Source organism: Bacteroides sp. NSJ-39, assembly GCF_014287315.1.
GTDB lineage: Bacteria > Bacteroidota > Bacteroidia > Bacteroidales > Bacteroidaceae > Bacteroides > Bacteroides finegoldii.
The window spans coordinates 175379-189076 of sequence record NZ_JACOOB010000002.1; the positions used below are offsets into that span (position 1 = coordinate 175379).

The following is a 13698-nucleotide window of genomic DNA, read 5'->3' on the forward strand; positions in this document are numbered from 1 at the left end:
GTTTTTAGTTATTGCAAAGCTACGATTTTTTTCTGACTTTATCACTTGTCTGCTCAAAAAAAACAAAAAAGATTCTTCATCATCACAGATTAAATAAATATGTATATCAATCCCCTGATTCACTATGGGTATTCAACGAAAATGAAAATAATCTGTGTGAATTTGTGGTGTCTCTTAAATTTCCCTTTAACTAAAAACTGCCTGGTTTGGCATCAATTGTCACTAATGTTTTATTAGTTGTTTTTAGGCAATGAAGAAAATAATAGTTCCGAGAAAAATTACTAAGAGCCTGTTTAAAAATGGTTGAAATAAAATTTTAAGAAGGTTTCCGTACCTGCCCAATAATATCTTTATTTGAAGTGACCAAACTTATAATAAAGATGTATCTGACAGATTTAACGGAAACCGAGTGGCAATATATAACAAAAGTGTTGAACCTGCAAACAAGAAAACGAAAATATGATTTGCGTATGATTTGGAATGGCATATTTTATTTAGTAAAAACGGGTTGCCAGTGGCGTATGCTTCCCAAAGAGTTCCCCAAATGGGAATCAGTTTATTACTATTACCGGAAATGGGCTTCTCTCAATGTTTTCGATTTGCTTCTTGACAGATTACGTGGTCATGTCCGGGTAGAGCGGAGTCAAAACATGGAACCAAGTGTAGGCATAATAGATAGCCAAAGCGTTAAATGGGGCAATAACCAGTCTCTGAACGGAGTTGACGGCAATAAAAAAGTGAAAGGCGTCAAACGCCATATCGTTGTAGACAAGAATGGCTTCCTTATTGCAGTGATGGTTGCAGTAGCCAATATTCATGACAGTAAGGCTGCTTATCTGCTAATGAGGGTGTTGAAAGAGCTTTGTTCGGGAATAAAAGTCATATTGGCAGACGGAGGATATAGGGGAGAGCTTATTGAGAACGTCAAAAATAAATTCGGTTATGTAATTCAGGTGGTTATTAGCGCATACAAAGAACAGGGATTCAGACCTATTCACAAAAGATGGATTGTGGAAAGAACATTTTCATGGATGGAAAAAGACAGGAGGCTCTGCCGAAATTATGAACTGACATTCGATGCGGCAGAAGAAATGGTCAAAATAGCAACGATAAAATTATTATTGAAGAAAATTTAAACAGGCTCTAAAAATAGTACTGTGTCAGACTACTCCCTGTAACTATGAATTTCACTACAGAGAATGTAGAGGACACAGAGGTTTTCTCTCTTCTTTCCGCAGGTAAAAACGGAACGATAAATACAACTATAAATTACGTGCGCCTCCGTGTCACTCTATAGTGAATAAAAAAATAGTAAACCTCTGTGTCCTCTGTGGTGAAAAGGATCAAAGTCATGCAGTCATGAATCGGGAAAATGGTTGAATGTATCATTTCTGCTGTGTCGTAAATATGGTGAAAATCGTAACAATTTATTAGTTTCTGACCGTATAAACATTAAAATGCAAAATCTTCAAAGCACTTATTGAATATACTGTTGATAATGAGTGATAGAACTAGTTTCGACGAGCTGATTAATTATAGTCCTTTATTGGATATTTTTTTTAAAATTTGGTTGTTTTTCAAAAAAAATGTATTTACATTTGCTTTTTAAAAGAGAATAAAAAATAAACTAATAGAGAGGGAAAGTAGGATTAAATGTTTTGTTCTTGTATTTGTTTTGTAATGAGAATGTAATTGCTAATCTTTTATTTTGCCAATCCAAATAGACGACTTAAATTAAAACAGATGAAGAAGAAAAATCTTTTGTGGAGTGTATTTCTGCTGCTAGTATTGGGAGCGTGTGATAAAACGGCTCAACAGGTAGTGGATGATGAGAAACAGACGGTGGTGCAGTTTACTTCTGTTGTGGAAGGAGATGCCGTTACCAGAGCTACGGGAAGTTCATGGGCTGCCAATGATAGAATTGGAGTATTTATGAAACAGGCCGGAGGAACGCTGGGAGCCGGTACCATTGTTGGTGAAGGAGATAATGTTCCTTTCATAACGAAACAGGGTAATGGCAATTTCCTGTCGGACGGGAAAGCGATAGAATATCCGTCGGACGGAAGCGCAGTTGATTTCATAGCTTATTATCCGTATCAGTCGACATTAGATAACTATATATATAAGGTAGATGTTACCAATCAGAGTAAACCGGAAGAAATTGATTTACTTTATGCTGATAATCTGACAAACCGTACAGCGACTTCTACAACGGGTAATTTGCAGTTCTATCATCAGTTTTCTCAATTGGTGCTTAATCTGAGTAGTTCTGATAATACGGATTTCAGTAATCTTTCCGTTACCATTTCCGGAGTAAAGACAAAAGCGAATTTCAATCTTGTAGATGGCTCGTTGACTGTAGATGAAAAATCGATTGCAACGGTCACTATGCGTCGTGTGGGAAATGCCGCAGAAGCTATTCTATTACCGGCAAATACGATAAATGGCATAAAACTTACTCTGACTTTGAATGGAAAGACGAAAGAGATTACTTTACCGACCTCTATCACTTCTTTAGAGCAAGGTGCCAAACATATTTTCTCGGTTAATATAAAGAATGGCGGTTCACAGGTGGATCCGGAAGAGGGTAAATATGCGAAGTGGAGAGAGACTCCGGTGATAACAAAGAATATGTTGGAAAAAAGCAATATAAAATATATCAATCACTATATGCCGGATAATAAAAAATATCGTAACTATAGCCTTTTATACGATACGAATTTAAAAATGGCTTATTGGGTTGCTTATCCTATATATGAAGGATGTGTTGGAAGCTTTCAAAGACAAGATGATTGGATTGAAGACCCAGAACTTGATGGAAGTTTACAAGCTAATTTTAATAAAGCCGGTGATATGTTTAAGAGGGGATACAACAGAGGACATCAAATCCCAAGTAAGGACAGGACGGGAAATGGAGCAATGAATGCTACTACTTTCTATTACACCAACGCGACTCCGCAGAAAGCAAATATGAATGGTCAAATTTGGGCGCGTTTGGAAGACGCTGTGCGTCGTTGGAACAGTTCTGTTGATACAGTATTTGTGGTGACAGGTGCGATGGCAAAAGAATCTGAGAATGATGTTGTAAAATACGAAGTTGATTGTAAGAATGGTAAGGTTGTTGTTCCCAAATATTATTATAAGGCTGTGGCTAGGGAATTAGGCTCTACTTTTTATACAATTGCGTTTAAAATACCCAATGATGATGCGATTGCAGGGAGGGACTATATGGATTATGCGTGTTCAGTAGAAGATTTAGAGAAAATAACCGGATTCACATTCTTCCCGACTTTAAGCGCTGACATCAAGCGGCAATGTGACAAATCAAAATGGAGATAGATAAGTCTTCAATATATTTTTAACTAATCACTAATGATTATGAAACTAGAGAAATTATTCTTTGCAACCGTGTTGTCAGGATTAGCATTCACCGCATGTGTGGACAATGACGACAAGAGTGAATGGAACGATGGAAGTCAGCCTATAAGCTTTACTTCTTCTATCAAGGGTATTAATACCAGAGCTGTTGATTCGAAATGGACTGCCGGTGATAAGATTGGTGTTTTTATGAAAGCAACCAGTGGTGATTTAGCCTCTGCTATTGCTGTTAATAAGCAACACGCTACAGACGCAAATGGAAATGTTTCTGCTGCCGATGCGGATAATGCTTTGTACTATCCAACAGACGGAAGTTCTGTAGATTTTATTGCTTATTATCCATATACAGCTTCGTTGACGGGTAATGTATATAAAGTTAATGTCGCAGACCAAAGCAAGCCGGAGAATATCGACTTGCTCTATTCTAACAATGCAACAGGATTTGCAAAAGGAACTGCAAACAAACCGCAGTTGCAATTTGCGCATCAGTTGAGCCAGATTGTATTCAATATCACTAAAGACGCTACTGTGCCTTCGTTGAATGGGCTGACTGTAACCTTTGAGGGGATGAATACAACTGCCGATTTTGCTTTGGCTAATGGCACATTGAGCAATGTAGGAGCTGCTGCTAAAATTGCTGCTGTTGTAGATGAAACTGCCGCTACTGCTAAAACCATTGTTTTGCCGGCTGCTGCATTGGCTGATGTAAAAGTGGTGTTCAACTTGAATGGTAAGGCATTTACCGCTGATTATCCACAAAAAGAATTGCTTACAGGTCGTAAATATACTCATAATGTAAAATTAAGCGATAGTAACGGACAGCCGGTAATTGTGATGGATGCTGCTACCATTGAAGATTGGATTACAGTACCGGGTGGTGATATTGATGTGGATTTTGGTGATGGGACAGATGTACCGGAACCTTCGGAAGTAGTTGTATTGGATGAATCTTTTAATGCGGGACAGGGTGCATTTACTATTGACAATAAGGATTTAGGTGGAATGAATTTTGTGTGGGCACATAAAGTATTTGAAAGTGTAGGATATATGAAAGCTTCCGGTTATTATAATAACACAGCTAATGCTTGTGAAAGTTGGTTGGTTTCGCCAAACGTTGATTTAAGTAAAGCTACTAAAGCTACATTGACTTTCATGCATTGTGACAATAATAGCAAAGTTGATTTGGCTGCTCGTCAAACGGTAATGACTTTATGGGCAACAGAAGCGGCAACAGAGCAATGGGAACAGATCGCTATTCCTACTTATGGAGCTGGTACTGATTATATTTATGTATCTTCAGGCGATATTGATCTTTCTAAGTATGCAGGTAAATCTATGAAGTTTGCCTTTAAGTACGTTTGTAATGGTGATTTCTCTGCTACTTGGCAGATTCAGAATGTGAAAGTGGTAGCTGATGCAGGCGAAGGTGGTGGAACAGTAGATCCCGATCCGGAACCGGATCCGACTCCTGGAGCGAATTTATTGACTAATCCAGGTTTTGAAGATTGGACTGAAAAACTACCTACGGCTTGGAATAATGATTATAATACTGGAGAAATTGTAAAAAGTACGGATATTAAACATGGTGGAAATAATGCATTGAGACAAACATCTTCTGCTGAAACGGAAAAGGTTCAGCAAGAAATTGCAATTGAAGCAGGTAAAACATATAAGATATCTTATTGGTTCTTGGACAATGATACGAAAGCTTCTAGCCGTTATTGGTGTGCGATGGTTGGTGCAGATGGAAAAGCCATAACTGATATTAATTCGCAGATTCAGCAGAAGGATTATTCTAAAGATAATGCAGAATGGCAACATGTGGAAATAACTTTTACGGCTCCTGCCAATACTGTAAAAATGCGTTATGAAGTAAGAACATATAAAGCGTCTGCTACTGCGCTTGGAGGGTACATTTATTACGATGATTTTGAATTGACAGAAGTGGTAAAATAACACTTCCTTTATGATTTCTTGCCGTAGACGGATTTTAGTCTACGGTAAGTTTTTCTTGATGATGAACATTCTCACTTAGATGAGGTGGATAATTAATAATAACTGATAATTATGAAACAAAATTTAGTGCTTTTACTAGCATTCCTTTTTCCTTCCTTTCTCTTGGCTCAGCAATCGGGTACGGGGATAAAAGGTTGTGTGATTGGTGCGGAAAGTAATCGTCCTGTTCCTGGAGTGATTGTCACTTTGAACGGAGAGGGTCGACAGACGCGAACCGATGTAAAAGGAACTTTCTTTTTCGACAAAGTATCTCCGGGAAAGGATGTACTTGTTTTTAACTCCGTAGGCATCAACCCCAAAAATCTATTGGTGGAGGTGGCTGAAGGTATGGTAACAGATCTTGGTGAAGTTGAGGTTGTGGAACTGACTGTTACTGATAATCTTTCATTAATTGGTGTGCTGGATGAAGCAGCAGTGGATGACGACGTAGAGAGTAGTTCACAAGAGATTAGTTCGAAAGTCATACTTTCTAACGATGTTTATTTGAATAAAACTTCTTATCAGTTATCTCCCATGCGTTTTCGTGTCAGAGGATATGAAAACATCTATGAACAAAGATATATAAATGGCGTGAATTTCAATGACCAGTTGAGGGGCGTTTTCAACTATTCTTCTATCGGTGCATTGAACGACATGACCCGGAATGGGGATGTGGTCAATTACAACAGACCTTCCGCTTTCACCTACGGATCTATCGGTGGTGCGGAAAATATCAATATGCGGGCTTCTGCCATCTCTCCGGGAACGAAGGCTACGCTTTCTTACGCCAACCGCAATTACTATTTGCGCGGAATGGTGACTTATTCCACAGGATTGCTTGACAATGGATGGGCTTTTGCCGCATCGTTAGGTGGTCGTTACTCGCACGAAGGTGCAGTAGACGGTACTTTCTATCGTAATTTCTCTTATGCGCTGTCGGCCGAAAAGCAATGGAAAGGGGGAGAACACAGTCTCTCTATCGTCACTTTCGGTTCTCCTGTGCAGCGTGGACAGCAGAGCGCCACTTATCAGCAGGCGTGTGAATTGCTGGACAATTATCAATACAACCCGAACTGGGGATATCAGAACGGGAAAAAAAGAAATGCGAAAGTCGTTCTGGCTTTCGACCCTACATTGATTCTTTCACATACGTGGAAGATTGACGACGAATCGTCATTGGTTACAGGAGTGGGAATGCATTACGGACGCTATGGCAATACAGCATTGAACTGGTACAATGCGTCGGATCCGCGTCCGGACTATTATCGTAAGTTGCCATTTGCCATTGACATCAATGTCTCACCCGAAGTTGCCGAAGCTACAGAATTATTGTGGAGACGCAACGATACGAGCGTTACGCAAATTAATTGGGACAATATGTATCTTGCCAACGCTATGCAGGCGGATGGAAAAGCGCAATATATGGTGGAAGAACGACGTAGTGATTTGCTGGAAACTACTTTGAACTCTACTTTTAACACCAAATTGGGCGACCATAGCTGGTTGACGGCAGGGGCGGAATTCCGATACACACAGTCGCGGCAGTTCAAAACAGTGGATGACCTGCTGGGCGCATCCTACGTGATGGATTATGACAAGTATGCCGAACGTGATATACACGATGACCTCAACAGCAAACAGAATGACTTGAACCGTCCCGACCGTAAAGTATATGAAGGCGGTGTGTTCGGATATAACTTCAATCTGAATATCATGAAAGCCGGTGCATGGGTCACCAATCAGCATAGATATGCTAAGATGGACTTCTATTATGGGGCAAAGTTCGATTATGTGCAGTTCTATCGGGACGGTAAAATGAAGAATGGACGTTATCCGGAGAATTCTTACGGAAAAGGGCGGACACATTCGTTTGTGGATATGGCATTGAAAGCAGGATTGACTTATAAATTCAATGGCCGTCATTTCCTGACAGCCAATGTCAGTTACGGTACTGAAGCTCCGTTGCCTAACAACGCTTATCTGTCACCCCGTATTTCGGATATGACTCCTGAGGATGTAGAGAACGGACAGAAGCTGGAGAGTGGAAGAGTATTCTCTGCCGATGTGAATTATATTTTTTCATTGCCCTCCTTCACGGGACGTGTTTCGCTTTATCAGACTAATTTCTACGATCAGATGGAGCGTAGCAGTTACTTCAACGGAACCAACTTCTTTAATCATGTGCTCTATGGTGTGAACCGGATACATCGTGGTATTGAATTGGGAACGACTTATAAGTTGGACAACCATTGGAGTTTCGACCTTGCCGGTACCATCTCGGAATATTATTATAGCAATAATCCGATGGCAGTGGAAAATTATGAAGCTACACAAGGTGACAAGACTTCAAAAGTATATATGAAAAATTTGTATGTGTCCGGAACACCGCAGTTTGCGGGAACTTTCGGGGTACGTTACTTCATTGATTATTGGTTCTTGGGTGCCAACCTGAATGCTTTCGGACGCAATTATATCGACGTGGCTCCTGCCCGCCGCATGGAGGGGATTTACAATACGGTAGACCCGACGCTTCCGGAAACGATGGATACCTATTATGCCATGACTACACAAGAACGTATCGGAAGTGCTTGTACGCTCGACCTTTCGGTAGGTAAGATTTTCTACCTGCGCAACCGTCAATCCATTAATTTCAACCTTTCGGTCAATAATGTGCTCAATAAGCGGGACATTCGTACAGGTGGTTATGAACAGGCACGTGTGTTTGCTTCAGACGGAGCGTTGGTTAATCCGGCGTTGTTCCCTAACAAGTATTATTATATGCAGGGTATCAACTGCTTTGCGAACATCAGTTACCGCTTCTAAACAGAGAACGGAACGAATATTATAACGATTAAAATTGAAACAGATATGAAAGTAACTCAGAAAATATTCTCCTTTTTAGTGCTGGCTGCCGCTGTGTTGACCGGCTGTGAACGTGATTATGATGCTCCTCCGTTGAATGAACCTGTATATGACGGACCAAGTGCGAATATAACGATTGCGGATTTGAAAGAAAACTGTAAGAATGCTACGCAAGAAACGCCTATAGAAATCACCAATGATTGGGTATTGAGAGCATACATCACAGGAAACGATGAATCGGGTAATATCTACAAGCAGGTAATCGTGCAGGATGAAACCGGAGCAATGCCGATACAGGTGGACGAGAATAACGTTTCTAATTTCTATCGTCGCGGACAAGAGGTATTTGTGAATCTGAAAGGTATGTGCGTGTCTGTATACGGAGATGAACAGCAATTGGGATGGCTCGCCGGGGGCACGACCTATCGTCTGCCGTTTACTGAATTTCAGGCGCGTGTCCAGAAGAACGGATGGCCGTATGTGGACAACGTCGAGCCGGAACGGATTACAGACATGAGCACGGTAAACCTTAACGTAACTAAAATGACTTACCGTTTGGTGCAAATGGAAGGAGTACATTTCGAGAATGGTGGAAAGAATACATTTGCCAAAGTGGAGACGAAAGAGTACGGAGAGGAAAACCTGAAAGATGCGCATGGAAATGTGATTATGGTGAGAACGAGCAGTTATGCTTCCTTTGCCGCAGAAACGTTGCCGGTAGGAACGGGAACTGTAGTAGGTATTCTCGGACGTTTCAAAGGAACTTGGCAGCTGATGATTCCTTCCCGTTCGGATGTTTTCGGCTTCGATGGAGTTGAACCGGGAGAAGGAGATGGTGGAAGTGAAAGCGGTGAAACGGTATTGTTTAGCGAAACGTTTAAAGCGCCTGATAAGGTAAACGGTAATTGGGTATCAGTAGACGAATGGTGGAAGGCTAGTGCTTCCAATACATTCGATAATCCTAATTCTATGTTCGATGGTGATTTGACCGGGTTGAGTGCGCGTTCCAATAGTGGCGATGGCAATATATGGTTTCAAGGTGGTACGACATACAAGCTTATCATTAAAGGAATTGAGGCTGGTGAAGCTACAACGGCTACTCTGATTTATAATGTAGGGGCTAATGTTTTTGAGGACAACTCGACTCAGGACTTGAATGCTTTGAAGGTGACGTGTAATGGGATAGAACTGTCTGTTCCCTCTAAAGTTGTGTCGCAAGCTAATGGAGATGCGAACAAACCCTTTGAAATAAAGATTGAGAATGTGGCTGTCAAAAACTCTACAGTATTAGAATTTGCTTCTTCTGCACAGAATACAGTAGGATTACGTCTCTTTGGCGTGAAACTTGTTACTTCCGGTTCTGGTGAAGGAGGCGGTGAGGTTATAAAGCCGGAACCGACCAAATAATCGTAATAGATAATGAGAAGACTTGTATTATTGAATATGCTACTGTTTGCCCTGTCTGTCGGACTGATGGGGCAAACACGTTTGGGAGTCTATGCGGCAGGTTTCTATAATCTGGAGAATCTGTTCGATACGGAAGACGACCCCAATAATCCGGGCGATGATGAGTTTCTTCCGGATGGTCCTTACGCTTGGACGCCGGAGAAATATCAGCAGAAACTGAAGAATATGGCGAAAGTCATAGCTAAGTTAGCCCGTGAGAAATGTCCGGGTGGACCGGCTATTCTTGGTGTTTCCGAAATAGAGAATCGTCGGGTGTTGGAAGATTTGGTGAAGACGGAACCATTAGCTTCTATGGGATATGAAATTGTGCATTACGATTCACCGGACCGTCGTGGAATTGATGTGGGATGTCTTTATAACCCCAAATTGTTTACTTTGCTTTCATCGAAAGCATATCCTTTTGTGATGCCTTCACAACCGAATTTCCGTTCACGTGATCAGTTGCTGGTGAGCGGGCTATTGGCGGGTGAATCGTTTCATATGATTGTTAACCATTGGCCTTCCCGTTATGGTGGTGATCGTTCTTCAATCTATAGAGAAGCTGCTGCTGCTATAACTAAACACATTGCAGACTCTATTCATGCTGCTGATCCGAATGCGAAAGTGTTGATTGTAGGGGACTTGAATGATGATCCGAATAATAAAAGCACGAAGGAAGTTTTAAAAGCTTGTAGAAAGGCCGCAGATACGAAGCCTGACGGTTATTTTAATGCTACGTGGTCTTTGTTCGACCGTGGTATCGGTTCTTTGTGTTATCAGGATAAATGGAATTTGTTTGACCAGCTGATTATTTCAGGTAATCTTTTAGGTAAAGACCGTTCAACTTTGAAGTTTTGGAAAGCGGAAATATTTAATCGTGATTTCTTGACGACACAGGAGGGAAAACGTAAAGGATATCCGTGGCGCACATTCTCCAGTAATACTTTTATTAATGGATATAGTGATCATTTCCCCGTATTGATTTATTTTTTGAAAGAGATACGTTAATTTTATTGTCGTATATTGCAATATAAATGCATTGATTTGAATAACTTGATGTTATTTCGAATCTGTGCATTTATTTTTTATCTACTGTTTGCGGTCTGTCTGTAAATATCTATATTTGCCTGTGATTCACTTTAATAAAGACAGACATGGATAATACTTTCAGAATATATCCGATAGGAATACAAAACTTTGAACAGTTACGCAATAATAATAACGTTTATGTAGATAAGACGGAATTAAAGATGCAAGATACTATTTATGTTTTTGAATTCAAGGTGGACGGTACTCCGGAAGAGGCTTTAAAACAAATAAACAGTAAAGGGTATGCTATCCCATATCAACCGGATCACAGGAAAGTGATGAAGGTAGGAGTTAATTTTGATAGTGCAACAAGGACAATCGGAGAATGGAGAGCTATGGAAGATTAATAAAAAACTAAATAATTCTAGTCATGAAACACAGACTATTGCTACTATTACTATTCATGTTCGTTACATCTGCGGTGGGATGGGCACAGAAATCTGCTCCTCTTTCTTTTACTGTTAAAGGGATACTATTAGATTCCTTAACTCAGGAAGGAGAACCGTATGCAACAATCAGGATTACAAAGAAGAGTGCCCCGAATAAGGCCGTGAAAATGGCGGTGACCGGAGCTAACGGACACTTTCAGGAAAAACTGAATGTGGCTTCGGGGGAGTATGTTATTACGATTTCCTCTATTGGCAAATCTCCTATCGTGAAAGAATTTGCTTTAAAACCATCGGTGAGAGTGGTTAACTTGGGGACTTTATACTCTTCGGAGGCTAACAATGTGTTGAAAGGTGTGGAAATCGTCGCACAAAAGCCTTTGGTTAAAGTGGATGTGGATAAGATTGAATACAACATTGAAGATGATCCGGATTCAAAATCGAACAGTATATTGGAAATGCTTCGGAAAGTTCCTCTGGTAACGGTGGACGGAGAGGATAATGTGCAGGTAAACGGTAGCAGCAGTTTCAAGATACACGTGAATGGGAAACCTAACAATATGATGAGCAACAATCCGAAAGAGGTGTTGAAAAGTATGCCGGCAAATACAATCAAGTATATTGAGGTCATTACTTCACCGGGCGCTAAATATGATGCGGAGGGGATCGGAGGTATTCTGAATATTGTTACGGTGGGTAGCGGATTTGAAGGATATACGGCTACTTTTAGAGGAAATGCCAATAATAACGGGGTGGGTGCGGGTAGCTATGCCATGATAAAACAAGGAAAACTGACCCTCTCCGCCAATTACAACTATAATTATAACAACAGCCCGCGTAGCTATTCCGACAGTTACCGGGAGAATTATGAGTCGGTCGATGAGAAGTATCTGGAATCGGAAAGCAGTTCCAAGTCGAAAGGAAATTTTCAATATGGTAATCTGGAGGCCAGTTACGAGATCGACACGTTACGATTGCTGACTATGGCTTTTGGAATGTATGGCGGCAGTAGCAAGAACAATAGCGACGGAAGTACCGTCATGTATGGATCCGACCATCAGAGTTTTGCCTATCGGTATAATACGGATAATCATGGAAAAGGTTCCTGGTACTCTATCAATGGTAATGTGGATTACCAGCGTACTTCAAAAAAGAACAAGGAGCGAATGATTACCTTCTCTTATAAAATAAACTCACACCCTCAAACAAATGATTCATATAATACCTACTTGAATATTGAACCGGAAGCAGACAGGCAGGATATCATAGATAATCTGTTGTTGAAGAACTTCCATTCGGATGGAAAAACGAATACGATGGAACAGACTTTCCAAGTGGACTTCACGACTCCGATTGGGAAATTGCATACGATTGAAACGGGTGCCAAGTATATTTTCCGCCGTAATTCCAGTGATAACAAGTTTTATGAGGCCGAAGGAGGAAGTGAGGATTATGTATATACTGATGACCGTAGTAGCGAGTATCGGCATCTGAACCATATTATTTCGGCTTATGCCGGATATACACTGAAATATAAGGGGCTTACATTCAAACCGGGATTTCGCTATGAACAAACTGTGCAGCGGGTAAAGTATATTGTAGGTCCGGGAGAGGATTTCAATGCGAATTTCAGTGATCTGGTTCCTTCCGTTTCGTTGGGCATAAAGCTTGGCAAGACGCAAAATTTGCGTGGTGGATATAATATGCGCATCTGGCGACCGGGAATCTGGAATTTGAATCCTTATTTCGATAATCAGAATCCGATGTTTATCAGCCAGGGGAATCCGAATCTGAAGAGTGAGAAAAGTCATTCGTTCGATTTATCTTATAGCAATTTCACGGCGAAATTCAATGTCAACCTTTCGTTGCGCCATTCTTTCAATAATAATGGTATCGAAAGGGTCAGCCATTTGGTTACCGACCCGAATGGAGAAATCTTTGATGGAGATCATAAAGCTCCTCAAGGTGCTCTGTACAGTACTTATGATAATATCGGGAAGAGTAGGGAAACCGGTTTGAGCTTTTATGTGAACTGGAATGCTTCTCCCAAAACGCGGATCTATATTAACGGGCGTGGAAATTACAGGGATTTGCGAAGTCCTTCACAGAATTTGCATAATTATGGGTGGAACGGTTCCGTTTATGGCGGAATACAGCATACGTTACCTTGGAAAATACGCTTGAGCCTGAATGGCGGAGGAAGCACACCTTATATTAGCTTGCAAGGAAAAGGCTCGGGCTACAATTACTATGGTCTGGGGTTGAGTCGTTCTTTCCTGAAAGAAGAGCGCCTGTCACTGAATATCTATTGTAACAATTTTGTGGAGAAATACAGAACGTACAACAGTCATACTGAAGGGCAGAACTTTATGTCGAGAAGTTCGAACAAATATCCGAACCGGTATTATGGATTTAGTATCAGTTACCGGTTCGGGGAGCTGAAGGCGAGTGTGAAGAAAGCAGCCCGAAGCATTAACAATAACGATGTCAAAGGTGGAGGAGGCGGAAACACCAGTGGTGGAGGTGGCCAGTAGACCATTTC

Annotated in this window: 7 protein-coding genes and 1 pseudogene; all 8 read left to right on the forward strand. The window is 40.9% G+C overall.

The genetic code is table 11. From position 1 onward, the window contains the following. The first annotated feature begins 380 nt into the window (after positions 1-380). The 8 genes and pseudogenes from H8S63_RS03595 (at position 381) to H8S63_RS03630 (ending at position 13690) form a co-directional block, all read left to right on the forward strand. Positions 381-1136, forward strand: a complete 756-nt coding sequence (locus H8S63_RS03595) for an IS5 family transposase (protein WP_186925739.1) — start codon at positions 381-383, stop codon at positions 1134-1136. A gap of 607 nt (positions 1137-1743) precedes the next feature. After that, positions 1744-3339 carry a fimbrillin family protein gene (locus H8S63_RS03600; protein ID WP_186925740.1) on the forward strand — a complete coding sequence of 532 codons (1596 nt, stop codon included), beginning with the start codon at positions 1744-1746 and terminating at the stop codon, positions 3337-3339. Positions 3340-3378: 39 nt separating this feature from the next. Further along, positions 3379-5334 carry a fimbrillin family protein gene (locus tag H8S63_RS03605; RefSeq protein ID WP_186925741.1) on the forward strand — a complete coding sequence of 652 codons (1956 nt, stop codon included), beginning with the start codon at positions 3379-3381 and terminating at the stop codon, positions 5332-5334. A 111-nt stretch (positions 5335-5445) separates the two neighbouring features. Then, entirely contained in the window at positions 5446-8196 is a 2751-nt protein-coding gene (locus H8S63_RS03610) for a TonB-dependent receptor (RefSeq protein WP_186925742.1), read from the forward strand. Between the two features lie 45 nt (positions 8197-8241). Then, entirely contained in the window at positions 8242-9642 is a 1401-nt protein-coding gene (locus H8S63_RS03615; protein ID WP_186925743.1) for a DUF5689 domain-containing protein, read from the forward strand. Positions 9643-9654: 12 nt separating this feature from the next. Continuing rightward, entirely contained in the window at positions 9655-10689 is a 1035-nt protein-coding gene (locus H8S63_RS03620) for an endonuclease/exonuclease/phosphatase family protein (protein WP_229102149.1), read from the forward strand. Positions 10690-10925: 236 nt separating this feature from the next. Then, positions 10926-11117, forward strand: a pseudogene (locus H8S63_RS03625) (PD-(D/E)XK nuclease domain-containing protein); the annotation flags it as partial. A gap of 23 nt (positions 11118-11140) precedes the next feature. Next, positions 11141-13690: an outer membrane beta-barrel family protein gene (locus tag H8S63_RS03630; protein WP_186925745.1), complete on the forward strand. Its 2550-nt coding sequence runs from the start codon at positions 11141-11143 to the stop codon at positions 13688-13690. Positions 13691-13698 lie beyond the last annotated feature (8 nt).

Excerpts from the sequence above, each read along its gene's own strand:
- H8S63_RS03610 (WP_186925742.1), top strand. The coding sequence starts at position 5,446 with ATGAAACAAAATTTAGTGCTTTTACTAGCATTCCTTTTTCCTTCCTTT.
- H8S63_RS03630 (WP_186925745.1), top strand. The coding sequence starts at position 11,141 with ATGAAACACAGACTATTGCTACTATTACTATTCATGTTCGTTACATCT.
- H8S63_RS03600 (WP_186925740.1), top strand. The coding sequence starts at position 1,744 with ATGAAGAAGAAAAATCTTTTGTGGAGTGTATTTCTGCTGCTAGTATTG.
- H8S63_RS03620 (WP_229102149.1), top strand. The coding sequence starts at position 9,655 with ATGAGAAGACTTGTATTATTGAATATGCTACTGTTTGCCCTGTCTGTC.
- H8S63_RS03615 (WP_186925743.1), top strand. The coding sequence starts at position 8,242 with ATGAAAGTAACTCAGAAAATATTCTCCTTTTTAGTGCTGGCTGCCGCT.
- H8S63_RS03605 (WP_186925741.1), top strand. The coding sequence starts at position 3,379 with ATGAAACTAGAGAAATTATTCTTTGCAACCGTGTTGTCAGGATTAGCA.
- H8S63_RS03595 (WP_186925739.1), top strand. The coding sequence starts at position 381 with ATGTATCTGACAGATTTAACGGAAACCGAGTGGCAATATATAACAAAA.